The sequence below is a fragment of the Dactylosporangium sp. CA-233914 genome, from assembly GCF_050942935.1.
Lineage (GTDB): Bacteria > Actinomycetota > Actinomycetes > Mycobacteriales > Micromonosporaceae > Dactylosporangium.
The window spans coordinates 9,671,707-9,695,782 of record NZ_CP192030.1 but is presented as its reverse complement, the minus strand read 5'-3'; the positions used below and the strand labels follow the sequence as shown (position 1 = coordinate 9,695,782).

Here is a 24,076-nt window from a genome sequence, read left to right as displayed (position 1 = left end):
ACATTCGTCATGGCTGGTAACGCCGTGCCGCAAGTGGGGCAAGAGACGGAATCGACGGGCTTCCAGTGCCGGGGCGCCAGCGCGAGCTACGGCGGCGGCAGCGGCGCGCCGATCTTCCAGGGCGTCGACTTCGACGTCCACCCAGGGGAGTTCGTCTCCCTGCTCGGCGGCTCCGGCGTGGGCAAGACCACGCTCCTGCGCGTGCTCGGCGGGCTGCACCCGGCCAGCAAGGGCTCGGAGGTCCGCTTCGCCGGGCGGCCGGTGACGGGGCCACCCGACCAGGTCGTCATGGTCTTCCAGAACTACGCCGCCTCGCTGCTGCCGTGGCGCACCGTCGAGAGCAACGTACGGCTCGGGCTCGAGCGCAAGGTCGACAAGGCGGAGCAGCACCGCCGGGCCGAGCAGGCGCTCGAGATGGTCGGCCTGGCGAAGAACGCGCACTACTACCCCAGACAGCTGTCGGGCGGCATGCAGCAACGCGTGCAGATCGCGCGTGCGTTGGTGATGAATCCGGCTGCGCTGCTGATGGACGAGCCGTTCGGCGCGCTCGACGCGATCACCAAGGCCACGCTGCAGGACGCCCTGCTGGCAATCCAGCGGCAGACCGGCATGACCGTCGTCTTCGTCACGCACGACCTCGATGAGGCCATCTATCTGAGCGACCGCATCATCGTGCTGTCCGGCTCGCCCGCCGGCGTGGCCCGCAACCTGCGGGTCGACCTGCCGCGCGACCGCGACCAGGTGAGCACCAAGGCCGAGCCGCGCTACCTGCAGCTGCGGCAGGAGATCTACAACGTCATGCACAGCTCCAGCGGCAAGGCTGCCGGATCGTGACCGCGCCGACCACCCGCGCCGCGCTGCTGGTGCCCAGGGTGAACACGCCGGGCCTGGTCACCGCGGCCGGACTGCTGGCGGCCTGGCAGGCGCTGGTCAGCACCGGCGTGATCACCTTCGTGTTCCTGCCCGGGCCGCTGGCCATCGCTGCTCGGATGCCGGCGCTGCTCGGCTCCGCGACGTTCTGGCAGGACTACGGCCACACGCTGACCTACAGCCTGTCCGGCTGGGGGATGGGCGCCGCCGTCGGCATCGTGGTGGGCAGCGCCCTGGGCATCAGCAAGGCGCTGCGGCAGTGGACCACCACCAGCCTGACGGTCCTGCGCCTGATCCCGGCCATCGCGCTGCTGCCCATCGCCGCGCTGATCTTCGGGCTCTCCGCCGACCTCGAGCTCGCCCTGGTCACGTACGTCGCCACCTGGCCCGTGCTGGTCAGCACGGCCGGCGGCATCGAGAAGGTCGACCCGCTGCTGCGCGACGTGGCTCGTACGCTGCGGATCAGCCGGCTGCGTGAGCTCACCCAGGTCGTCGTGCCCTCGGCGATCGGGCCGATCCTGGTCGGACTGCGGCTGTCGCTCAGCTCGGCGCTGGTCCTCGCGATCGTCAGCGAGATGATCGGCAACCCGGCCGGGCTCGGCAACGCGATCAACATGGCCCGCAACGCCCTCAAACCCGAGCTCACGTTCTGTTACATCATCGTCGTCGGCGTGACCGCGATCGGGCTCAACGGCATCTTCAACGCCCTCAGCCGCGTGCTCGTGCCCGGGGGAGGTCAGCGATGACCGCACTCAAATGGGCCCGCGGGCTCGTCCCGCTCGCGGCCGGCCTGCTGCTGTGGCAGGTGTTCGGCCACGACGACTCGCTCTACTTCCCCCGTCCCTCCACCTGGTGGACGGCCATCACGCGGCAGTGGGCGGACGGCTCGCTGCTGGGCGACACCGCCGCGACGACCGGCCGGTTCCTGCTCGCCCTGATCATCGCCACCGTGGTCGGCTCGCTGATCGGCTTCGCGATGGCCGAGAACCGCGGCGTCGACCGGTCGCTCAACCCGACCTTCGAGTTCCTGCGGGTGCTCCCGGCCGCGGTGACCGTCCCGATCTTCGTGCTGATGCTCGGCTACACCAACCAGATGGCCATCACGGCGATCGTCTTCGCCTCGATGTGGCCGATGATCCTGGCGACCCGCCGGGCCGCCGCCGACATCCCCGAGCTGCTGCGCGACGTCGGCGCCACGCTCCAACTCACCCGTTCGCAGGTGATCCGCAAGATCCTGCTGCCGTCCCTGTTCCCCGCCGTGTTCCTCGCGCTTCGCGTGGCCGGCCCGATCACCTTCGTGGTCACGATCCTGGTCGAGATGCTCACCGGCATCTCCGGCACCGGAACGGCCATGTTCCTGGCCCAGCAGAGCTACCAGTCCGCCACCGTCTACGGCCTGATCTGCGTCGTCGCGGTCATGGCTCTGCTGGTCGACGCCGGGGCCGGCGGGCTCGAACGACTCGCCACCGCCTCCGGTGGCACCCGGCCGCGCCGCCGCGCGGCCTGAGACACCCCCCCGAATTCCATTCCGGACAAAGGAATCGATGATGCGTGCTCGCAAACTGGTGACGGCCCTGACCGCCGTCTCCCTCGTCTTAGGACTCGCCACCGGCTGTGGCTCGGACTCGGACAAGACCGGCGCGGCCGGCGCGGACGGCGCGACGAAGATTCGCCTCGTCACGACCAGTCCGACCGTCACGCTGCTGGCCATCTACGCCGCCGAGCAGCAGGGCTTCTTCAAGAACCACGGGCTCGACGTGGCGGTGACCTCGGTCAACGACGCGACGACCATCCCCGCGGCCATCGGCAAGCAGTTCGACGTCGGCTGGACCGTGCAGCCGATCGGTATCAACGCGGCGGCCTCGGGTGTCCCGCTGACCATCGTCGGCGGCGGCGAGCGCAACCAGCCCCACAACCAGCAGCTGTTCCTGCTGTCCGCCAAGGGCTCGAAGTACAAGACGGTCGCCGACCTGGCCGGCGCCAAGATCGGCACGGCCACGCTGGCCGGCGCGAACACCATGCTGGTCAAGGCCACGCTCGACAAGGCCGGCGTCGACCTCAAGTCGGTCCAGTTCGTCCAGGTCGGGTTCTCCGACATGCCCGACCAGCTCGCCGCCGGTGCGGTCGACGTCATCGCGGTGTCCCCGCCCAACTCGCAGATCGCGCTGGACGCCGGCGCCCAGAACCTCGGCGCGTCGCCGTACAACATCATCAGCGAAACCGCCCTGACCACCTTCCTGATGGCCAACACCAGCTGGGCCAAGGAGCACACCGAGGCGCTGGCGAGCATGCGGGCCGCGCTCGACGAGGGCGGCAAGTGGATCAACGACCACCCGGCCGAGGCCAAGACCCTGCTCAGCAAGCGCACGGGCCTGGACGCCGCCAAGGTCGACAAGCTGGCACTGCAGCTGCCTCGGTACACGTACCAGGACTACAACGCGCAGGACTTCGTGCCGTGGGTCGAGCTCATGAAGAACTACGGAACGCTCAGCAAGAGCACCGACGCGAACCAACTCATCACCAAGATGCTGGGAAAGTGACATGCCGATCTGGGACCGATTCCTCACCGACACTGACAAGGCCGTGCTCGCGCAGAGCGGCCACGGCATCAATCTGGAGATGGGCACCCGGCCGGCACTGCTGGTGATCGACGTCAGCTACGCGTTCACCGGCCACGTCGACGAACCGATCACCGAGTCCGTCAAGACCTGGCACAACTCGTGCGGCAGCTACGGCTGGGCCGCGATCCCCTACATCCAGCGGTTGCTGGCCGCGGCCCGCTCGCGCAACCTGCCGATCTTCTACTCGACCGGCTTCGAACCACGGCCCGACGGCTTCGGCGAGGGCCTGTGGCGCACCGCCCGCCAGGGCGAGCCGCCGTCCGTGCCCGGTTACGGACCGCAGGAGATCGTGCGCGAGATCGCGCCCCAGGGGCGGGACATCGTGCTCCACAAGCGCTCGCCGAGCGTCCTGTTCGACACCCCGCTCAAGACCTACCTGCGCGACGCCGGCGTGGACACGCTCATCGTCTGCGGCACGACGACCTGCGGATGTGTACGAGCCACGGTCGTCGACGCCTTCTCGCACGGCATCAACACCGTGGTAGCCGAGGAAGCCTGCTTCGACCGGTTCGAGGCCTCGCACGCCATGGCGCTGTTCGACCTGAACTCCAAGTACGCCGACGTGCTGCCCACGCAGACCATCGTCGAGCACATCGCGACGCTTCCCGCCGACCAGTTCGCCGGCACGATCGCCCCGGCCTCGTGAAGGAGAGCCGTCTCGTGACCCGGTTCATCGTCACCCGGTTCCGCCTGCATGAGCACGACAGCCTGGCCGCCTACCGCGACTGGTCCCTGTCGTACCTGCGGCCCGTCCTGCGCTCGTACCCCTCGGTCGTCTCTTTCATCGACCTCTCGTGGGCCGGTCGGGAGCCGGAGGACAGCGAGGTCTGGCACGGCTGCGAGCTCATCGAGGTCACCGACTTCGAGCAGTTCGCCCACGACGACAGCACCGGCGAAGGGGCGAAACTGTCGGCGGCCTGGCGCGAGCGGGTGGCCGCCTGGAGCATCGACCGCCTCGAAGATCTGGAACATCTGGGCACCGGGCAGACGCTCACGGAGCGTTGAGTGCGCACCGATGCCGCACGGGGGAAGGACATGCGCTTAGATGAGTACCTCAGTTGCAGCAGGACGAGGGAAGATGGCGCGCACCACGATCGAGGACGTCGCACGCCTGGCCGGCGTGTCCACGGCAACCGTGTCGCGGGTGCTCAGCGGCAGCCCGTCGGTCAGCCCGGAGACACGCAGCCGAGTCAACGCGGCGGCCGCGGAGCTCGGCTACCGGGTGAACGCCGCGGCGCGAGCACTGCGGCGCGACCGCACCTCGACGGTGGGCATCGTCGTTCCCGAGCTGGCCAACCCGTTCTTCATCGCACTGGTCGAGCATCTCGAGCAGCAGGTCCAGGGACTCGGCCTGTCGCTGCACCTGAGCAGCTCGCGCAACGACCCGGCGCTGGAGGCGGAGCGGGTCCGCTCGTTCCTGGCAGCCCGCGTCGAGGTTCTCGTCATCACCCCCTGCCACGTGGAACTCAGCACCCCGATCGTGGACGAGGCGCGTGGCCTCGTCCCGGTGATCCAGCTCGACCAGTTCGCGGACGGTATCCAGACCGACTGGGTCGGGATCGCCGAGGACATCGGGATGCGGCTCGTCATGGAGCATCTGGCCGCGCAGGGGGTGAAGAGGGTCGCGTACGTCGGCGCCAGGCCGTCGGACTCGTCGTCCCGGGCGCGTCACCAGGTGGCCCGCAAGGCCGCCCAGGAGCTTGGGATGGAGTTGCCGGACGACGCCGCGCTGCTGGGTACCTTCAGCGCGGAGTGGGGTCGGCGGGCCGCGAGCCAGATCGCCAGCGGCGGCCTTCCGCAGGCCGTGGCCTGCGGTGCGGATGTGGTGGCGCTCGGCGTCCTGGAGGGCTTCGACGCGCTGGGCATCCGGGTCCCGGACGACGTGCTGCTGACCGGCTTCGACGACATCCCGCTCTCCTCGCACCCGCGACTGTCGATCACCACGATCCGGCAACCGATCGACGACATCGCGCAGGCCACGGCGGCGATGATCGGCGACATCGTCAAGCGCGGCGCCGAGCACGTGGCGCAGCAAATCTCGCTGCCACCCGAGCTGGTGGTGCGGGACAGCTCGCGCCGGCGCTAACCACCGAAGCCCTCGGCCAGGGGGATCGACGGGTCGGCCAGGTATGCCTCGAGCTGGTCGAGCCAGGTGAGCGTGTGCTTCGCCTCGGCGAGCCACAACTCGAAGACGGCCCGGCGGCCGCGCCAGACGCGGCCGTCGTGGTCGGCCGGCCACTCCTCCAGCCGCTTCTCGATGGCGAGGACGCGGCGGCGGTACCAGGTGCGCTCGTGCCCGATCAGGATCTGGGCCTGCTCGTCGTCGAGCGCGCCGATGGCGATCAGCTTGAGCAGGCTGTCGTCGCGGACACCGTGGTCCGGCTCGGTGTGCAGCAGCCAGCGGTCGAGCTCCTCCCGGCCGGCGTCGGTGAGCACGTAGTCGCCCTGCGAGCGCCGGGTCGGGGTGGCGCTCTCCACCACCTTGACCAGGCCGGCCTCGGCCATCCGGTTGAGCTCGGCGTAGATCTGGGTCGGCGATGCCTTCCACAGACGTTCGTAGTCGGAAGCGAAGAACTGGACGATCACGTAGGCATTGCGGGGTAACCCGCGCATCAGGTGGGTCATGATTGCGTGCTTCAGCGCCACGCGGCGTACCTGCTTTCCTCGCTGAGCCGGCGGTATGAGCAGCGCGTGCGCCGGACCGATGGCGAGATCAAACCGTAGACGGGCGGCTATGCGCTAGAGGCGCGAGGGTCCCGACCGGTAGCGACACTCAATCTTGATCCGTCCGAAACAATATTGCTAAATGATACTACGGAAATTGAGTATCGACGTGAGATCGGAGGTGGCCATGCTGGCGCGCTACATCGCCCGGAGGACAGTGGAGTCCCTGGTCAGCCTGGCCGGGGCGGCCCTTCTCGTGTTCGTCGTGGTGCGGGCCGCACCCGGCGACCCGACCGGCAATCTGCTGGGGCCGCTGGCGACCGACGAACAGAGGGCCGCCCTGCGCGCGAGCCTCGGCCTCGACAAGCCGCTGCTCACCCAGTTCGGCATCTGGATCCGCAACGTGCTGCACGGCGACTTCGGCACCTCGATCTCGCAGAACCGGCCGGTGCTGCCGGTGCTCGGCGAGGCGCTCGGCACGACGTTGATGCTGGCCGGTCTCGCCACCGTCTTCGCGCTGCTGATCGGCCTGGTGCTCGGCAACCTCAGCCGCCGCGGGCCCAGGGCGCTACGGGGCGCGGCGGACGTGACCGAAGCCGTGCTGCTCTCGGCACCGCAGTACACCGTGGCGCTGATCCTGCTCATCGTCCTGTGCGTCACGATCCCGGCCTTCCCCGCCGGCGGCCTGATCACCGACGCCGGTCCGTCCGTCCTGCTCAGCCACCTCACGCTTCCCGCGATCGCCCTGGCCCTGCCGTCCGGCGCGATGATCGGCCGGTCGCTCAAGACCGCCCTAGCCGACCCGGGCGTTGCCGAGCTCGTGCCGGCGCTGCAGGCCCGCGGCGTGGCTCCGGCCGCCGTTGCCGCCCACCTGCACCGCAACGCCCTGCCGGCGGTGCTCCCGGTGACCGGCCTGCAGATCGGCACCATGTTCGGCGCCGCCGTCTTCATCGAGACGATCTTCTCGTTGCCGGGGCTGGGCAGCCTCGCGCTGCAGGCCATCGGCCCGCGTGACTACCCCCTGCTGCAGGGCGTGGTGCTGCTCGTGGCCGTCATGTTCATCGGGGTCATGTTCGTGGCCGACGTGATCGTGGCTGCCGTCGACCCACGCATCCGGAAGGCGGCGGCCCGATGACGGTCACCCAGCCCGCGCAGGTCGCATCCACACCCGTGCGGCCCGACCGGTTCCGCCGGCGCAGCCTCTTCGCTCGACTCACCCCGGGCGGCCGGGTGGCGCTGATCCTCATTCTCGCGTTCGCGGCCGTGGCGGTCATCGGCCCGCTCGTCTCGCGCGTCGACCCCTATGCGGCCGAGGCCGGTCGTCGCCTGCTGCCGATCGGCTCGGACGGGCACCCGCTCGGCACCGACGCCGAGGGCCGCGACATGCTCACCCGGCTGATGTACGGCACGCGTACCTCGCTGATCGCCGCGGTCACCCCCGTGCTGCTGTCGCTGGCGATCGGCGTCGCGGTCGGCCTGCTGGCCGGGCTCGGCGGCCGCATCGTCAACGCGATCGTGATGCGCCTGCTGGACGTTACCTTCGCCTTTCCCGCCGTGCTGCTCGCACTGTTCCTGGCCACCGCGCTCGGCCAAGGCCTGCGCACCACGATCATCGCGCTGACCGCCGTCTGGATCCCGCCCACCGCGCGCATCGCGGCCGGCGAGATCGCCCGCATCCGCGAGCTCGACTTTGTGACCGTGGCCCGGGTCAGCGGCGCCGGTCCGGTCAGCATCGCCCTGCGCCAGATCACGCCGGCGATCCTGCCCGGCGTACTGGCCTGGTCCACCTCGCTGGTGGGCGGGTCGATCGCCATCGTCGGCGGGCTCGGCTTCGTCGGGCTCGGCGCGCCCTCACCGCAGGCCGAGCTCGGCTCGATGATCAAGGACATGCAGTCGGCGGTCTACACCGATCCGGTGCTGGCCCTGCTCCCCGCCCTCGTCACGCTGCTGCTGGCGATTCTCTTCCCGCTCTTCGGCGACGCGCTCGGACGCGCGCTCGCGGGACGGAGGCCCGCATGACCGCGCTGCTGCAAGCCCGGAATCTCGGCGTCTCGTTCCGCTACGGCTCGCGCACGTCGCAGGTCGTCCGCGACGTCTCCCTGGACATCCCGGAGCGGTCCGTCTTTGCCGTGCTCGGCGAGAGCGGCAGCGGCAAGACCGTCCTCGCCCGCACGCTCATCGGCCTCGAACCGGCCGGCGCCGAGGTGCGCGGGAGCGTCGAGTTCTCCGGCCGGCCGACCCGCCCGGCCCGGCCGGCCGCGCGCCGCAAGCTCCTGGGCCGCGAGATCGGCCTGGTGTCGCAGGACCCCGCGGCGTCGCTGGACGCGATGCGCACGGTCGGCGCGCAACTCGCCGAGGTGCTGCGCCGCCACGAACGTCTCGACCGCCGCGCCCGGCGCGACGAGGCCGTGCGGCGCCTGGAACAGGTGCACATCCGCCAGCCCGAGCAAGTCGTCCGCAAATACCCGTCCGAGCTGTCCGGCGGGATGCGCCAGCGTGTCTCGATCGCCCTCGCGCTCTGCGGCCGCCCCCGCCTGCTCGTCGCCGACGAGCCGTCCAGCGCCCTGGACGCGATCGTCGGCGCCCGGGTCGTCGACCTGCTCGACGAGCTGCGCTGCACCACCGGCACCTCGATCGTGTTCGTCACCCACGACATCGGCGTGGCCGCCCGGATCGCACATGAGCCGCAGGACCGGGTCGCGGTGATGCTGCACGGCCGGTTCGTGGAGCACGGTCCGGCGGCCGAGGTGCTCACCCGCCCCCGGCACGCCTACACGGCATGCCTCCTCGCCGGCGAGCCCTCCGCGGCAATCCCGCGCGGCGAGCTGGCGACCGTCCCGCGCGAGCTGCGCGACGCCGACTGGGGCCCGCCGCGGCAGGTCGCCGACGGCCACTGGGTCTGCGAGGAGGCGGCATGACGGTCATCGAGGTCGCGCACCTCACCCAGCGGTTCGGCGCCACCCTGGCGCTCGATGACGTGTCGCTGACGGCCCGCGAAGGCACGACCCTCGGCATCGTCGGCGAGTCCGGCAGCGGCAAGTCCACGCTCGTGCGCGCCGTCCTCGGCCTGCAGCGCCCCGACTCGGGCACGCTGCGCGTTCTCGGCCGGCCCGTCGACATGGGCCGCCGCATGCCCCGGGATCTGCGCCGGGCCGTGCAGCTCGTCCCGCAGGACCCGAAGCACACACTCAACCCCGCGCGGACCGTCCGCAGCTCGCTGTGGTTCCACATGGCGGCCCAGGGGATTCCGCGCTCGCAGCGGCAGTCCCGTGCGGCCGACGTCCTCGCGATGGTGGCCCTCACCCCCGAATACCTCCACGCCTATCCCAACGAGCTCTCCGGCGGTCTTGCCCAGCGAATCGCGATCGCGCGGGCACTGGTGGGTGACCCGAAGGTCCTCATCTGCGACGAAGCGGTGTCCGCCTTGGACAAAGGCGTCCAGGCCCAAGTGCTCAACGTGCTCTGCGACCTGCAACGCGAACGCCGGCTCTCGATCGTCTTCGTGAGCCACGATCTCGCGGTCGTCGAGCACATGTCCGACGAGATCGCCGTCCTGCGTTCGGGACGGGTGGTCGAGTCCGGACCCACCAACAGCATCCTCCGCGACCCCGCGGACCCCTACACGGCAGAACTTCTCGCGGCTCGTCACGCCACCTCCCCGGCCTGAAACGGAGCATCATGCGCCTCAGAACAGCGGGCCTCGCCGGCACCGCGCTCGCCACAGTCTTAGCCCTTGCCGCCTGCGCGGGCGGCGACGGCACCGCCGGCTCCTCGGCGAGCAGCCAGGTGCTGCGAATCGGCTCGAGCATGCCGTCCTTCCCCAACCTCGACACCGGTGGCATCACCAACGGCGGGTACGAGGGCCAGCGGCTGATCGGCAACAACATCTACGACGGCCTGACCCGCTGGGACGTGTCCGACACCTCCCAGCCCCGCAAGATCGGCCCCGGCCTGGCCACCGCGTGGAAGGTCAGTGCCGACAGCACGGTCTACGACTTCACCCTGCGCGAAGGCGTCACGTTCACCGACGGCACCCCGTGGAACGCCGACGCGGCGGTCTACAACTTCGACCGGTACATGAACAAGGCGAACCCGGCCTATTCCACGGCGGTGATCGGCAACTACCCGGTGCTGAGCCGGATCAAGTCGGTGGAGAAGACCGGCGACTACGGCCTGCGGATCACCGTGAACCAGCCGTACGCCTACCTGGTCGACGATCTCTACAACGTCTACATGGCGAGCCCGACCTCGCTGAAGAACAGCGGCGCCCAGGGCCAGTCGCAGCGCCCGGTCGGCAGCGGCCCGTTCAAGTTCAGCTCGATCAGCTCCCAGGAGCTCGTGCTCGAGAAGAACGACAAGTGGTGGGGCGGAGCGCCCAAGCTCAGCAAGATCACCATCACGCTGCTGCCGGACAACTCCGCCCGCGCCGCCGCGCTGCGCGCCAAGCGGGTCGACTGGATCGAGGGCGCCGACCCCGACGACCTCGCGAGCCTGAAGTCGGCCGGCTTCGTCACCACCCAGAAGGAGTTCGACTGGATCTGGGGCTGGGTGCTCGACGTGTCCAAGAAGCCGTTCGACGACGCGAAGGTCCGCCGGGCGCTCAACTACGCCATCGATCGCAAGGCCATCGCGAACGACCTGCTGCTCGGCACGGCCGTGCCGGAGACCCAGACCGTGCCGGAGGCCAACCCGGCGTACGACGCGAAGGACAACACCTACACGTACGACCCGGACAAGGCCAAGCAGCTGCTGGCCGAGGCCGGCTACCCGAACGGCTTCTCGTTCAGCCTCGGCTACATCTCCTCCGGCTCCGGCACGATGAAGCCCAAGGCCATGAACGAGGCGCTGCAGGCCCAGCTCGCCAAGGTCGGCGTCAAGGTCAACCTCGTGCCCACCGACTTCTCCGTCATGATCACCTCGATCTGGGTGAACAAGAAGATCCCGGCCGACTGGGGCGGCTACAACGCGCCGTTCAGCATGGGCAACTTCTCGGAGTGGGGCACCTTCAACTTCGGTTGCGACGGCCAGTCGGTCTCGCACTACTGCAACCCCAGCGCCCAGAAGCTGATGGACCAGGCCCAGGCCACGGCCGACGACACCGCGCGGCTGGGCCTGCTCACCCAGGCCGCCCGCATCGTCACCGCCGACGCCCCCTGGCTCTACGTCGTCAACGACACCGCCCCGCGCGCGATGACCAAGTCCGTGACCGGCTTCCAGCAGCCCATGTCGTGGTGGATCAACTTCAGCACGATCTCGATGTCCTGATCCGACCGGAGGAAGGAGACACCCATGGCGGACAAGACCGCTCTGGTCGTCATTGACATGCAGAACGGCTTCTGCTGGCGCCCGGCCGGCGGCCTGCAGGAGAAGATGGGCTGGCCGGCCCTGATCAACGTCCCGGCCGTCGTCGAGCACAACGCGGCGCTGATCGCGGCCGCCCGCGAGCGCGGCATCCCGGTCGTCTACGTGCGCTACGAGACCCTGCCGGACATGCTCAACGCCATGCGGATCCATCGCGAGGCGGCGGCCGCGGTCGGCCTGCCCGCCGGCACGTCGTTCGCGATGGAGGGCAGCGAGGGCGAGATCGTCGCCGAGATCGCTCCGCAGCCCGGCGACTACGTCGTCAGCAAGACCCGCTGGGACGCCTTCCTCTACACCAACCTCGAGCCGCTGCTGGCCGGCCTCGGTGTGGTCAATCTCGTCATGTCGGGCGTGCTGACCAACGCCTGCGTCGAGACGACGGCCCGGGCCGCCCTGCAACGCAACTTCCGGGTCTGGGTGGCGAAGGACTGCGTCACCAGCGAGACCGAGCAGCTGCACGAGAACGCCCTGCTGAGCATGAGCAGCCTCGGCGCGGTGATCGCCGACGGCAAGCGGGCCCTCGACGAGGCGACGGCCTGATGTCGCACAGCACCGATTTCTACATCGACGGCGCCTGGGTCACCCCGCTCGGCGCTGACCGTATCGAGGTGGTCAACCCCGCGACCGAGCAGGTCGCGGGGGTCGTCGCCCAGGGCACCGCCGCCGATGTCGACCTCGCCGTCGCCGCCGCCCGCCGGGCCTTCGAAACCTGGGGCCGCACGGCCCCGGACGAGCGGATCACCTTCCTGCGCGCCGTGATCGACGGCTACACGGCGCGCCTCGACGAGGTCGCGGCCACCATCTGCGCCGAGATGGGCGCGCCCATCACGTTCGCCCGGCAGGCCCAGGCCGCCAGCCTCATCGGACAGTTCGAGCGGGCGATCGCCACCCTCCAGAAGTACGAGCTGACGACGCCGCTGTCCGGCACGGTCACCGTACGGCGCGAGCCGATCGGCGTCGCCGGGCTCATCACCGCCTGGAACTGGCCGCTCAACCTCATCGCCGGCAAGCTCGCGTACGCGCTCGCCGCCGGCTGCACGGTGGTGCTCAAGCCCAGTGAGGTGGCGCCGCTGTCGGCGGTGCTGCTGGCCGAGGTGATCGACGAGGCCGGGCTGCCGGCCGGCGTGTTCAACCTGGTCAACGGCGACGGCGCGACGGTGGGGCAGCGTATCTCGGCGCACCCCGGCGTCGACATGGTCTCGTTCACCGGCTCGACCCGGGCCGGGATCCTGATCGCCAAGGCCGCAGCGGACTCGGTCAAACGCGTCCACCAGGAACTCGGAGGCAAGTCCGCCAACATCATCCTGCCCGACGCCGACCACGAGCAGGCGGTCGCGGCAGGGGTACGCCGGGCGTTCAAGAACTCCGGGCAGTCCTGCCAGGCGCCCACCCGCATGCTGGTGCACCGCAGCCGGTACGACGAGGCCCTCCGGTACGCCCGCCGGACCGCGGAATCGATCCGCTACGGCGACCCGGCCGACCCCCGCACCGAGATGGGCCCGGTCGTCTCCGGCGCCCAGTTCGAGCGGGTGCAGTCGATGATCCGCAGCGGCATCGAGCAGGGCGCCCGGGTCGTCACCGGCGGGCTGGGCCGGCCGTCGGATGTGGGCACCGGCTGGTTCGTCCGGCCGACGATCTTCGGCGGCGTCGACAACAGCATGACGATCGCCCGCGAGGAGATCTTCGGGCCGGTGCTGCCGATCATCGCGTACGACACCGAGGACGAGGCCGTCGCGATCGCCAACGACACCCCGTACGGGCTGGCCAACTACGTCCAGAGCGCGGACCGCGAGCACGCCCTCGCGCTGGCGCCGCGCCTGCGCTCCGGGCGGGTCTACATCAACACCATGGACGCCACCGAGACGGCGCCGTTCGGCGGCTACAAGCAGTCCGGTAACGGCCGTGAGGAAGGCGAGTTCGGCCTGGAGGAGTACCTCGAGACGAAGGCCGTCATCACCGGCTGAGCGGGGGAGAGACATGAAGTACACACGCCTGGGCCGCTGCGGCCTCGAGGTGTCCCGGCTCAGCCTGGGATGCATGGGCTTCGGCCACGCGGACCGGGGCACCCACCCGTGGACGGTCGGCCTCGACGAAGCCCGCCCGATCGTGCGGGCCGCCCTGGACGCCGGCATCACCGTCTTCGACACGGCGAACATGTACTCGCACGGCACGAGCGAGCGGATCATCGGCACGCTGCTCAACGAGTTCGGCGTACGCGACGACGTGGTGCTCGCGACCAAGGTGTTCGTCCCGATGGGGCCGGGTCCGAAGGGCCGCGGCCTGTCCCGGGCGGCGATCTTCGCCCAGGTGGACGCCAGCCTGCGCCGCCTGGGCACCGACTACATCGACCTCTATCAGATCCACCGGTACGACCCCGACGTGCCGATCGAGGAGACGATGGAGGCGCTCAACGACCTCGTCCGCTCCGGCCGGGTCCGCTATCTCGGTGCGTCCTCGATGTTCACCTGGCAGTTCGCCCGCGCTCAGTACACGGCCGCGATGCACGGCTGGACCCGGTTCATCGCCATGCAGGATCAGTACAACCTGCTCATGCGCGAGGAGGAGCGGGAGATGCACCCGTTCTGCCTCGCCGAGGGCATCGGCGTGCTGGGCTGGAGCCCGCTCGCCCGCGGCCGGCTCGCCCTGGAGTGGGGCGCGGTCAGCGAGCGCATGGAAACCGACGAGTACGGCAAGACTCTCTACACCTTCGACGAGGAGTCCAACCGCGAGATCGTCGACGCCGTGGGCCGCATCGCCGGCCACCACGGCGCCAGCCGCGCACAGGTAGCCCTCGCCTGGACCCTGTACCAGCCGGCCGTCAGCACCTCGATCGTGGGCCCGACCCGGCCCGAGCACCTCACCGACGCGCTCGGCGCCCTCGACCTCGTCCTCTGCGACGAGGAGCGCAAGCAGCTCGAGGCGCCCTACACGCCACGGCTGCCCGTGGGTTTCTGACACTGAGGAGTTACGCATGACACGCAACCATGCGGGCGCGAGCCTGCGCGGACCCGCCGATCTGGTCCTGCTCAACGGCCGGATCACCGCCGGCGGTCACGGCCCGGAAGCGGTCGAGGCGCTCGCGATCCGCGGCGACCGCATCGCGGCGACCGGCACCGCCGACGAGATCGGCGAACTGGTCCAGCCGCACACCACCGTGGTCGACCTCGGCGGCCGGCGGGTCATCCCCGGCCTGTACGACTCGCACATCCACTTCGTGCGGGCCGGGCGCGCGTGGATCGACGAGGCCCGCTGGGACGACGCCAAGTCCGTCGAGCAGGCCCTGGAGATCATCCGCACGGCGGCACGCAACCGCAAGCCGGGAGAGTGGATCACCGTACTCGGAGGCTGGCACCCGTTCCAGTTCGCCGAGGGCCGGGCACCGTCGCGAGCGGAGCTCGACGCCGCCGCGCCGGACAACCCGGTCTACGCACAGGAGATCTACACCCGGGCCACGCTCAACACCCCGGCCATGAAGATCTGCGGCGTCACCGCCGAGGACGGCGTCATCAGCGGCATCCCGCAGTTCAACCACTGCCTGCGGTACACCATGATCGACGACGTCGAGCGGGAGATCCGCTCCACCCGCACTCTGGTCGCCGAGTTGGCGGCGCTCGGCCTGACCGGCGTGGTCGACATGGGCGGCCGATCCCGGATGGGCGTCGACGCCTACCGCGGCCTCTACGAGCTGCACCGCCGCGGCGGCCTCGACATGCGCGTGCGGCTCTACACGCACGTCTTCGGCGACGACGAGACCAGCGAGTTCGACAACACCATGGCATACGTCCGCCCCGGCTTCGGCGACGACCTGCTCCGGGTGGTCGGCATCGGCGAGATCATGAGCCACTCCTGGTACGACGCCGACGGTCTCGAGGACCTCGAGCTCGCAGCCGTTCACCGCGCCGAGCTACGCGAGATGACGCTGCGCGCGATCGACCGCGGCTGGGCGATCAACATCCACGCGGTCGGCGACAACGCGATCCGCCAGATCCTCGACGTCTGGGACACCATCCCGCGCTCGCAGTTCGCGGCGGCCCGGCGGATGTCCTTCTCGCACGCCGACTTCGCCGGCGAGGACACCCTCAAGCGGATCCAGGGCTTCGGGTTCGGCATCACCGTGCAGCACTGGATGTCCACCGGCGCCGCCGATCTCGCCGCCCGCCTCGGCCCCGAGCGGGTGAGCCAGCAACCCAAGCTGCGCACCATGCTCGACCTCGGGCTGCCGCTGGGCGCCGGCACCGACGCGATGGTCGCCGCCCCGGCCAACCCCTGGCACGCGCTGCACTGGCTGGTCACCGGCATCAACGGCGGCCGCGGCCCCTCCCGTACACACGAGCAACTGCTCACCCGCGAGGAGGCGCTGCGGGCGTACACCGCCGGAAGCGCCTGGATCGGGCTCGACGAGACGAGGACCGGCGTCCTGCGCCGCGGCATGAAAGCCGATCTCGCCGTGCTCAGCGACGACTACTTCGAGGTCCCCGACGAGCAGATCACCTCCATCACCTCCGAGCTGACCCTGCTCGACGGCCTCCCCAGCCACGAGGGCCAGGCGTTCGCCGGCCTGCGTTCCACCCTCGACTCCTGAGCAGAAAGGAACCCGCATGCCCGTCCGGATTCGCAACACCATCGTCCACACCGAGGACCTCTTCGAGGAGGAAGACCGCGTCCTGGACACGCCGTGGCGCACCGCGGTCGTCGCCGCCGTGATCGAGAACCCGTGGTACGGCACCGGCACCGACGCCGATCTGTCCGCGGGGCTCGAGATCGGCGAGGAGCTCGGCGTGCACCTGGCCGAGGCCCTGTGCGCCGCGCTCGGCGGCCCCGACCAGGTGCAGGCCTACGGCAAGGCCGCCGTCGTCGGCCTCGGCGGCGAGATCGAGCACACCTCCGCCATCATCCACACGCCGCGATTCGGCAAGGGCGCACGCTCGGTGATCGGCTCGACCGGCCTGATCTACTCCACCAACAGCCGGGGCCCAGCCGGCGCGATCATCACCGTTCCGATCACCCACCGCGACGACGACGCGCTGCGCGACTACTACATGTCGTTCGACATCGTCCCGGCCGAGTCGCCGGCCCCCGACGAGATCGTCATCGCCCTCGCCGGGGCCACCGGGCCGCGGCCGTTCGCCCGCCTCGGCAGCCGCGCCCAGGACAAGGCCGCCATGGATGCCGAAGCTCGTCTGCTCGAAGGAGTGTCCCAGTGACCGCCCCGTTCTCCGTGCGCAAGGTCGTCGTGCTGGACAACACCGCCCGTTACGAGGCCGGACGGCCGATCGAGGGCGACCCGTGGCGCACCGTCGTCGTCGCGGCCGTCGTCAAGAACCCCTGGTACGGGCGCGGCTACGTGGCCGACCTCGACCCCGAGGTGCGCGAGTGGGCGCCCGCGGTCGGCCGGCTCATCGTGCCCCGCCTCATCGACGCGTTCGGCGGCCACGAGAACATCGAGTCGTACGGCAAGGCCGCCCTCGGTGGCGACGGCGCCTCGATCGAGCAGTCCGCCGCGCTGATCCAGACCCTGCGGTTCGGCAACGTCCTGCGCGACCTGGCCGGCGGCGAGACGTACATGACCTCGACGTGCAAGCGGGGGACCTGCGGCGCTGCGGTGACCGTGCCGCTCGGGCACAAGAACCAGCCGCGCTGGCGCTCGTTCAACGCCACCACGGTCGTCACCATCCCCGACGCGCCGCGCTCCGACGAGATCGTCGTCGCCGTCGCCGGGTGCAACGCGGGACGCCCGTTCGCCCGCCCGCCGGGAATGGACGCCGACGAGGGATCGCGGGTCGTGCCCGCATGAGCGAGCGGTACGAGGCGGGCATGGCCGTGCGCCGGGAGGTGCTCGGCGACGCGTACGTCGACCGGGCGCTGGCCAACGCGACCGAGTTCTCCGCCGAGCTCCAGACGTTCGTCACCGAGTACTGCTGGGGCGGCGTCTGGACCCGCGACGGCCTCCCGCGCGCCACCCGCAGCCTGCTCAACCTGGCGATGATCACCGCGCTGAACCGGCCGCACGAGCTGCGCGCCCACGTCATCGGCGCGCTGCGCAACGGCTGCACCGAGGAGCAGATCCGCGAGGTGCTGCTGCAGGCCACCGTCTACTGCGGAGTCCCGGCGGGCGTGGACGCCTTCCGAGTCGCCTCGGCGGCCATCACCGAACACACGAAAGAGAGCCAAACCCCGTGACCCGCAAACGCGTGCTCATCGCCGGTGAGTCCTGGACCGTCCACAGCATCCACCAGAAGGGCTTCGACAGCTTCACCACGACCGAGTACGAGGAGGGCGTCGGCGCCTTGCGTGACGCGCTGCTCGAGGGGGGCTGGGACGTCGCCTACCAGCCCTCGCACGTCGCGGCCACCGACTTCCCCGCCACACCCGAGGAGCTCGGGGCGTACGACTGCGTGATCCTCAGCGACATCGGCGCCAACACGCTGCTGCTGCACCCGCGGACCTTCAAGTACGCCGAGGCGCGCCTCGACCGTCTGGCGGCACTGCGCGAATGGGTCGCCGGCGGAGGCGGACTGATCATGGTGGGTGGCTACCTGACGTTCCAGGGCGTCGACGCCAAGGCCCGCTACCACGGCTCGGCGGTCGAAGAGGCGCTGCCGGTCACGATTTCGCCGTACGACGACCGCGTCGAGCGGCCCGCCGGTGTCCAGCCCGAGGTGACCCTCAAGGACCACGAGGCCGTCGCCGGGCTCGACGCGACCTGGCCGGCGCTGCTCGGCTACAACGCCGTCACCCCCAAGCCCGAGGCCGAGGTGCTGGCGACCGTCGGCGCCGACCCGCTGCTCGTGGTCGGGCATTACGGCGCCGGGCGCTCGGTGGCCTTCACCTCGGACTGCGGCCCGCACTGGGCGCCGCACGAGTTCCTGTCGTGGAGCGGCTACAACCGGCTCTGGCAGCAGATGGCTGCCTGGAGCATCGGGGCATGACGCACCTGGGATGCCGGACACCGCCCAACGGCGGCTCCGGCATCCCTCCGACAGCCGCGCCCCGGGCTACCACGCTCTGGTCCTCGCCCCGCCCAGACCGGCCCGTCGCTCAGGATCTGAATCGGATTACGGCCGATCGGCCCGTGGAATAATCGGTCGGATGTGGCAACTCCCACCCGGCTGGTGGCACGAAGGCTGGTCCGCCCTGCCGAATGGCGGACTTGTCGTCCTCGGCGTGCACATGGACGGGGCGGGAGGCTACGTCCGCCGGCTGGTCTGGCTCCAGGGCGCGGACGCCGTGCTCGATCCAGTTCCGGCCCTGACGATCGAGACCTTTGCGGATCACGAGCCGTTCCTCCTCGCTGTGCATGGCGGGTCCTGCGCGGTCATCGCCGATCCGACCGAGCTCTGGCTGCACACCGATCCCGGCCGGGAAGCGGATCGGATTCCGATCACCGATGCCGAACTGGTCGCTGCGGTGACGCCTCCTCCGCGGCTGCAGGGCGGGAACGCTGTGTCAGCCGACGGGACCTTCTCCGTCGTCTTCAGTCACGGCATCCTCACCCAGGAGCGTCGGTATGTCGCCGACCTCGAACTCGACACCGGCCATCGAACGGCCCGGTGGACGAGCGCGCCGCGCCCGCTGCACCCCGACGACTTCCCACACGACCGGTTCGGCGACGATGCCTTCGATGACGACGTCGAGCGCGCGGTCAGTCTCACAGCGTCCCTGCGACGCGACGGACTGCTGACGATCTGTTCGGAAGGCTCGGACCTCGGGTCCATGAACCGATACGGAGCCGACTTCTTCACCGTCGCGACGATCGCGTCGGACGGATCAGTCGCTGAACGGCTGTGGGAGCGAGCCGGCTGGAAGCGACAGCCAGGAAAGCACGGCCTCCACGGCCGATTCACCGCCGACGGGGAATACGTGATCCTCACGCCGAACTTCCGCACCGGCGAATGGAAAGGGCGACAGCGCCTGCTCCGGCTCGACGACCGACAGCTCCTCGCCCCCCGAATGCCACGCGGCAGAACGACGGCTGCCATCCTCGACGGCAGCAACGGCCGTTGGTGGCTCGAACACGATGGCACCCTTCTCGCCGTGGACGACCTTGGTTTGGCGGGAGCCTGACCGCTGCTGCCTTCGTCCACTACGCCAGGTACTCCGCGCGGATCGGTGGGCTTTGCACGTCTTCCGGGTGCGAACCAGCCAGAACGGATGAGCTGGACCGGCTCCGTTCGGCGCGCCGGACCAGGTGGCCGTCGATGAGGTCGTACACCTCGTCGACGTGCTCGAGGCCGTCGCGGCGGTGGGTCAGCAGCAGCACGGTACGATCCGACGCCGCCGCCAGCAGGTCGGTCATGAGCGCGGCCGCGGCCGGCTCGTCGAGTCCTTCGGTCGGCTCGTCGAGCACGAGCAGTGCCGGGTCGGCGAGCAGCGCGCGGGCCATGGCCAGGCGTCGTCGCTGCCCGCCGGAGATGGTCGTGCCGCCCTCGCCGAGCCAGGTGTCGAGCCCGGCCGGCAGGGTGTCGAGCCACGGTCCGAGGTAGGCGCGGGCGAGCGCGGCGCGGAGTTCGTCGTCGGTCGCCGACGGGCGGGCCAGGCGCAGGTTGTGCCGCACGGTGGTGGCGAAGACGTGGTCGGCGCCGTCCCCGACCAGCCCGACGTGGCGGCGGACCGCGGCGTCGGGCAGGGTCTGCAGGTCGGCACCGCCGAGGCGGACGTGGCCCTGCCGCGGGGTGAGTAGGCGGACGAGCACGGCCGCGAGTGTCGACTTGCCGCTGCCCGAGACGCCGAGGACGGCCACCCGCCGCCCCGCGGGCAGGTCGAGGTCGAGGTTCCGCAGCGGCGGGTCGCGGTGTGGGTCCCAGCCCGCGGTGAGCCCGGTGAGGGTGACGTCCACGCAGGACAGTGGCGGGGCTTCGGCCGGCGGGTTCGCTGTGGCCGGTGGGGCCGGGCAGGGCTCGGCCGCGATCGCCTCGAGGCGCCGGCGGGCACCGGCCGCGCCACGGCGTGCGACGGCCGCGTCCGGCAGGGTCAGTACCGGTTCCGCGAGCGCGACGGCGCCGAGCAGCAGGACGGCGGCGAGCTCGGCGTGGTACGGGCCGGTGGCCACGGCGAGGGCGGTGCCAACGACCGCGGTGCCCCAGCCGAGCTGTGCCAGGGCCGCCGCGGCGCCGGCTGTGACGGCGGATCTCGCCTCGACGCGTGACAGGGCCCGGCTGCGCCGGTCCGGCACGGCGAGCGCCGCCGTTGCGTCTCGAGCGGCGAGGTCGTCGACGCCCTCGACAGTCTCGACGACCGCGTCGTGTATCTCGGCGCGCGCCCGGCTGGTGGCGGCGTCGGCCCGGGCCGTGTGGCGGGCGGCGAGCCGTGGCGCGACCAGTCCGGCGAGGAGCAGCCCGGCGACGAGGGCTGCGGCGACCGTGGGAGCCGCGAGCGCCGCGGCCGCGACGGTGACGGTGATCGCGACCCAGGCGGCGGCGGCCGGTAGGCGTCCGCGCAGCACACCGTTGACGCGCGCGTCGACGTCGTCGACGACCCGGGTGAGCAGGTCACCGCGGCGGCGGAGCGCGGGACCGGGCACGCGCGGTACGAGATCGGCGAAGGCCTTGGCGCGCCAGGCGCCCAGCCGCGCGAATCCGACCTCGTGCGAGACCAGCCGTTCCAGGTACCGCAGCAGCGGCCGGGCGACGGCGCTGGCGCGCACCAGGACCACCGCGGTGGACAGGGTGAGGACCGGCGGCAGGCTGGACGCGCGGACCAGCAGCCAGACCGCCGCGCCGGTGAGGGTGATGCCGGCCAGCCAGGATGCCGCACCCAGCGCGACCGCCGTCGCGGGCCGCCGCCCGAGAGCCTGGGCGAGCCGTACGATCCGGCCGCCGCCCGTGCCGCGGTCGTCCGTGGCGGGTTCGCCGGCGCCGGTACGTGTGGGCTCGGGTGCCGTGGCCGGGCGGGTGCCGGCGGGCGGCTCGACCGGCACGGACCGCTCCACGGCGGCGAGGACCGCCGGCCGGTGCGCGACGACGAGCACGGCGCAGCCCCGGTCCGCCATCGCCCGCAGTTGCGCGACGACGAGTTGTTCGGTGCCGGGGTCGAGGTGGGCGGTGGGCTCGTCGAGCAGGACGACGCACGGGCCGGTGCGGGCCTGCCGTAGCAGCCGGGCCAGGGCGAGGCGCTGGCGCTGGCCCGACGACAGGCCTTGGCCCCGTTCCCCGAGCGGGGTGTCCAGGCCGTGGGGCAGGGCGGCGATCTCGGCGTCGAGCCCGACGGTGCGCAGCGCCTCGATGAGGGTCCGTTCGTCCGGGCGTGGCTCACCGTCGAGGGTCAGGGCCTCGGCCACGTTGCGCACGTGCGGCAGGGTCGGGTCCTGTGACTGGTACAGCGGGCGGCCGCCGGTGACCACGACGGTGCCGGCGAGCACCGGCTGCAGTCCGGCGAGCACGCGCAGGGCGGTGGTCTTCCCGGCGCCGGACGGGCCGCACAGCGCGACGAACTCTCCACTGTGGACGGTGAGGGCGGGCAGGTGGAGTGCGTCGACGACAGCGCCGGCGTGCCGTACCCGCACGCCGGCCGCCAGCACGGCGGGTCGTTCGGCGGGGGCTTCCGCCGATGCCGGTCGCTCGCCGGTGGGCAGCAGGATCTCGTCGACGTCGGCGATGACCGCACTTGCGTCGGCGCTGGCGTGGAAGCGTGCTGCGACCTCGCGCAGCGGCCGATACGCCTCCGGTGCGAGCAGGATGACCAGCAGTGCCGGGCCGAGGTCGAACCGGCCGGCGGCCACCCGCAGCCCCGCCTCGACCGCGACGAGACCGACCGACAGGGTACCCAGCAGGTCCAGCGCGGTCGAGGACAGGAACGCGATGCGCAGCACCCGGACGGTCGCCGCGCGGTGCCGGTCGGTCATCCGCTCGACCACCCGGGCCTGCCGTTCGGCCCGGCCGAACAGGCGCAGGGTGGCGATGCCGCGCACCGCGTCGAGGAAGTGTCCGGCGAGGCGGGCCGCGGCCTGCCAGCGCTCCTGCGCGCGGCGCTGCGTCGCCCAGCCGACAAGCGCACCCAGCAGCGGCACGAGCGGCAGGGTCAGCAGGACGATCACCGCCGACATCGGATCGACGAGCAGCATCGTGACGACGACGAGCAGCGGCAGGACCGCGCCAACGACCAGCGAGGGCAGGTAGCCGCTGAACCAGGGGCGCAGCGCGTCGAGGCCGCCGGTGAGCACCGCGGCCAGCCGGCCGGTGCCGAAGCCCGCGACCCAGGCGGGCCCGCGGCGCAGCGCCGCGTGCAGGACCGAGCGGCGCAGCTCGTCAGTGACGGCCGCGGCGGTCCGCTGCGCCACCACCTGCCCGGCCCACGCCAGCGCGGCCCGGGCGATGAACACCCCGGCGAGCGCGACGAGCAGCAGCGGCGCGGGCCCACCGGTACCGTCACCGGCATGTGGGCCGGCGAGCGCGACCACGACGCCGGCCAGGACCACGGCGAGCACGATCGTGGCGGCGGCCTGAGCGGCGCCGATGACGGTGAGCACCGCGATCCCGGCGCGGCTCGTGCGGGCGTGGCGCAGCAGCCGCGGATCGACCGGCCCGCGGGTGGTGCGGCTCACGTCGTGATCCGGTCGCTGGCGACGCGCTGCCGGAACACCCGGTACGACCACGCCTGGTAGACGAGCACCCCGGGGAGCACGACGAGTCCGGCCACGCTGATGACCCGCAGCGCCGAGTCACCGGCGGCTGCGCCGTCCATGGTGAGCGACCAGGCGGGGTTCAAGGTGCTGGGCAGCACGACGGGCCCGTTCGCGGTCAGCACGGCGACGACCGCCGCAGCCACCACCGCCGTCGTGAGCCCGAACGCGAGGGCCTCCCGCCCGGCGGAGGTGCGCCGGGCCAGCACCGCGATGCCGGTGAGGGCGCCGGCCACGGCCAACGCGACCACCGCGGTCACCGTGGCGCCGGCCGGTGCGGCGACCACGGCGACGACGAGCCCGGCGACAGCGCCACCGGCGGCCACGCGCCGGGTGAGCCGGCCGGCGCGGGCCCGCAGCGCTCCTGTGGTACGCAGCGCGAGGAACGCCGCACCGAGCAGCACGGCCATGCCCAGTGCCAGCAACGCCCCGAGTCCCGCGACGGGCGTCAGCAGCGGCGCCACGGTGCGCCGCAGCCCGCCACCGACGACCTCGCCGTCGGCGCCGAGCGCGAGACCCCGGACGAACACGGTGAACACCGCACCCCACAGCAGCACCACACCGGCGGAGCATCCGGCCAGCACCTCGTCGCACCGGCGGCGCCAGCGCGGATCGTCGTGCTTACCGCGGAACTCCAGCGCCACACCGCGCCCGGCCAGCAGCAGCAGGATCGCGACCAGGGGCAGGTAGAGGCTGGACAGCAGCGCGGCGTACCACTGCGGGAAGGCCGCGAACGTGACGCCGATCGCGGCGACGAGCCAGACCTCGTTGCCGTCCCAGAACGGGCCGATGGTCCGCACGGCGGCGGCACGCTCGTGCTCGTCGCGGCTGAGCAGCGGGCTGAGCAGCCCGACACCGAAGTCGAAGCCCTCCAGGACGAAGAACAGCACCCAGCAGAGCACGACGAGTCCGTACCACACGGTGACCAGGTCCATCGGGTGCT

The 24,076-nt window shown here is 71.4% G+C and carries 24 protein-coding genes; 21 read left to right on the top strand and 3 right to left on the bottom strand.

All coding sequences use genetic code 11. The features are described from left to right. The first annotated feature begins 9 nt into the window (after positions 1-9). The 7 genes from ACQPY0_RS43015 (at position 10) to ACQPY0_RS42985 (ending at position 5,577) form a co-directional block, all read left to right on the top strand. On the top strand, positions 10-834 hold the full coding sequence (locus ACQPY0_RS43015; RefSeq protein WP_432974443.1) for an ABC transporter ATP-binding protein: 825 nt from the start codon (positions 10-12) through the stop codon (positions 832-834). After that, the gene (locus ACQPY0_RS43010) at positions 831-1,616 is read left to right on the top strand and encodes an ABC transporter permease (protein ID WP_432974441.1); all 786 of its coding nucleotides are present in this window, start codon (positions 831-833) and stop codon (positions 1,614-1,616) included. Before ACQPY0_RS43015 ends, ACQPY0_RS43010 begins: the two co-directional genes overlap by 4 nt. After that, complete coding sequence (locus tag ACQPY0_RS43005) at positions 1,613-2,377, top strand: ABC transporter permease (protein ID WP_432974439.1); 765 nt, start codon at positions 1,613-1,615, stop codon at positions 2,375-2,377. The genes ACQPY0_RS43010 and ACQPY0_RS43005 overlap by 4 nt, the downstream gene beginning before the upstream one ends. A gap of 40 nt (positions 2,378-2,417) precedes the next feature. Further along, positions 2,418-3,410, top strand: a complete 993-nt coding sequence (locus tag ACQPY0_RS43000; RefSeq protein ID WP_432974437.1) for an ABC transporter substrate-binding protein — start codon at positions 2,418-2,420, stop codon at positions 3,408-3,410. A 1-nt stretch (position 3,411) separates the two neighbouring features. Continuing rightward, the gene (locus ACQPY0_RS42995) at positions 3,412-4,137 is read left to right on the top strand and encodes an isochorismatase family protein (protein WP_432974435.1); all 726 of its coding nucleotides are present in this window, start codon (positions 3,412-3,414) and stop codon (positions 4,135-4,137) included. Positions 4,138-4,151: 14 nt separating this feature from the next. Beyond that, positions 4,152-4,496: a hypothetical protein gene (locus tag ACQPY0_RS42990; RefSeq protein ID WP_432974433.1), complete on the top strand. Its 345-nt coding sequence runs from the start codon at positions 4,152-4,154 to the stop codon at positions 4,494-4,496. Between the two features lie 73 nt (positions 4,497-4,569). Continuing rightward, on the top strand, positions 4,570-5,577 hold the full coding sequence (locus ACQPY0_RS42985; protein WP_432974431.1) for a LacI family DNA-binding transcriptional regulator: 1,008 nt from the start codon (positions 4,570-4,572) through the stop codon (positions 5,575-5,577). Here ACQPY0_RS42985 and ACQPY0_RS42980 read toward each other — a convergent pair. Next, positions 5,574-6,137: a helix-turn-helix transcriptional regulator gene (locus tag ACQPY0_RS42980; RefSeq protein ID WP_432974429.1), complete on the bottom strand. Its 564-nt coding sequence runs from the start codon at positions 6,135-6,137 to the stop codon at positions 5,574-5,576. The genes ACQPY0_RS42985 and ACQPY0_RS42980 overlap by 4 nt on opposite strands. A 187-nt stretch (positions 6,138-6,324) precedes the next feature. Here ACQPY0_RS42980 and ACQPY0_RS42975 point away from each other — a divergent pair, with 187 nt between their 5' ends. From ACQPY0_RS42975 to ACQPY0_RS42910, 14 genes are all read left to right on the top strand, one after another. Continuing rightward, positions 6,325-7,290: an ABC transporter permease gene (locus ACQPY0_RS42975; protein ID WP_432974427.1), complete on the top strand. Its 966-nt coding sequence runs from the start codon at positions 6,325-6,327 to the stop codon at positions 7,288-7,290. After that, on the top strand, positions 7,287-8,174 hold the full coding sequence (locus ACQPY0_RS42970; RefSeq protein WP_432974425.1) for an ABC transporter permease: 888 nt from the start codon (positions 7,287-7,289) through the stop codon (positions 8,172-8,174). Before ACQPY0_RS42975 ends, ACQPY0_RS42970 begins: the two co-directional genes overlap by 4 nt. After that, complete coding sequence (locus ACQPY0_RS42965) at positions 8,171-9,073, top strand: ABC transporter ATP-binding protein (RefSeq protein WP_432974423.1); 903 nt, start codon at positions 8,171-8,173, stop codon at positions 9,071-9,073. The genes ACQPY0_RS42970 and ACQPY0_RS42965 overlap by 4 nt, the downstream gene beginning before the upstream one ends. Next, the gene (locus tag ACQPY0_RS42960) at positions 9,070-9,822 is read left to right on the top strand and encodes an ABC transporter ATP-binding protein (RefSeq protein WP_432974421.1); all 753 of its coding nucleotides are present in this window, start codon (positions 9,070-9,072) and stop codon (positions 9,820-9,822) included. The genes ACQPY0_RS42965 and ACQPY0_RS42960 overlap by 4 nt, the downstream gene beginning before the upstream one ends. An 11-nt stretch (positions 9,823-9,833) precedes the next feature. Next, positions 9,834-11,420, top strand: coding sequence for an ABC transporter substrate-binding protein (locus ACQPY0_RS42955; protein ID WP_432974419.1), 1,587 nt, complete (start codon positions 9,834-9,836; stop codon positions 11,418-11,420). 24 nt (positions 11,421-11,444) lie between these two features. Further along, complete coding sequence (locus tag ACQPY0_RS42950; protein WP_432974417.1) at positions 11,445-12,056, top strand: cysteine hydrolase family protein; 612 nt, start codon at positions 11,445-11,447, stop codon at positions 12,054-12,056. Then, positions 12,056-13,480, top strand: a complete 1,425-nt coding sequence (locus ACQPY0_RS42945; RefSeq protein ID WP_432974415.1) for an aldehyde dehydrogenase family protein — start codon at positions 12,056-12,058, stop codon at positions 13,478-13,480. The genes ACQPY0_RS42950 and ACQPY0_RS42945 overlap by 1 nt, the downstream gene beginning before the upstream one ends. A gap of 13 nt (positions 13,481-13,493) precedes the next feature. Beyond that, the gene (locus tag ACQPY0_RS42940; protein WP_432974413.1) at positions 13,494-14,471 is read left to right on the top strand and encodes an aldo/keto reductase; all 978 of its coding nucleotides are present in this window, start codon (positions 13,494-13,496) and stop codon (positions 14,469-14,471) included. A gap of 16 nt (positions 14,472-14,487) precedes the next feature. Continuing rightward, positions 14,488-16,098 carry an amidohydrolase gene (locus ACQPY0_RS42935; RefSeq protein WP_432974411.1) on the top strand — a complete coding sequence of 537 codons (1,611 nt, stop codon included), beginning with the start codon at positions 14,488-14,490 and terminating at the stop codon, positions 16,096-16,098. Positions 16,099-16,114: 16 nt separating this feature from the next. After that, positions 16,115-16,720: an amino acid synthesis family protein gene (locus ACQPY0_RS42930; RefSeq protein WP_432974409.1), complete on the top strand. Its 606-nt coding sequence runs from the start codon at positions 16,115-16,117 to the stop codon at positions 16,718-16,720. Then, positions 16,717-17,310, top strand: coding sequence for an amino acid synthesis family protein (locus tag ACQPY0_RS42925; protein WP_432974407.1), 594 nt, complete (start codon positions 16,717-16,719; stop codon positions 17,308-17,310). Before ACQPY0_RS42930 ends, ACQPY0_RS42925 begins: the two co-directional genes overlap by 4 nt. Then, complete coding sequence (locus tag ACQPY0_RS42920) at positions 17,307-17,696, top strand: carboxymuconolactone decarboxylase family protein (protein WP_432974405.1); 390 nt, start codon at positions 17,307-17,309, stop codon at positions 17,694-17,696. Before ACQPY0_RS42925 ends, ACQPY0_RS42920 begins: the two co-directional genes overlap by 4 nt. After that, complete coding sequence (locus tag ACQPY0_RS42915; RefSeq protein ID WP_432974403.1) at positions 17,693-18,445, top strand: glutamine amidotransferase; 753 nt, start codon at positions 17,693-17,695, stop codon at positions 18,443-18,445. Before ACQPY0_RS42920 ends, ACQPY0_RS42915 begins: the two co-directional genes overlap by 4 nt. A 235-nt stretch (positions 18,446-18,680) precedes the next feature. Beyond that, positions 18,681-19,580 (top strand): hypothetical protein, encoded by a 900-nt coding sequence (locus ACQPY0_RS42910; RefSeq protein ID WP_432974401.1) that lies wholly within the window; start codon positions 18,681-18,683, stop codon positions 19,578-19,580. Between the two features lie 19 nt (positions 19,581-19,599). Here the strand turns inward: ACQPY0_RS42910 and cydD are convergent, their stop codons facing one another. Further along, positions 19,600-23,055 (bottom strand): thiol reductant ABC exporter subunit CydD, encoded by a 3,456-nt coding sequence (gene cydD / locus ACQPY0_RS42905; protein WP_432974399.1) that lies wholly within the window; start codon positions 23,053-23,055, stop codon positions 19,600-19,602. After that, on the bottom strand, positions 23,052-24,068 hold the full coding sequence (gene cydB / locus ACQPY0_RS42900) for a cytochrome d ubiquinol oxidase subunit II (RefSeq protein ID WP_432974397.1): 1,017 nt from the start codon (positions 24,066-24,068) through the stop codon (positions 23,052-23,054). The genes cydD and cydB overlap by 4 nt, the downstream gene beginning before the upstream one ends. Positions 24,069-24,076: the final 8 nt, after the last annotated feature.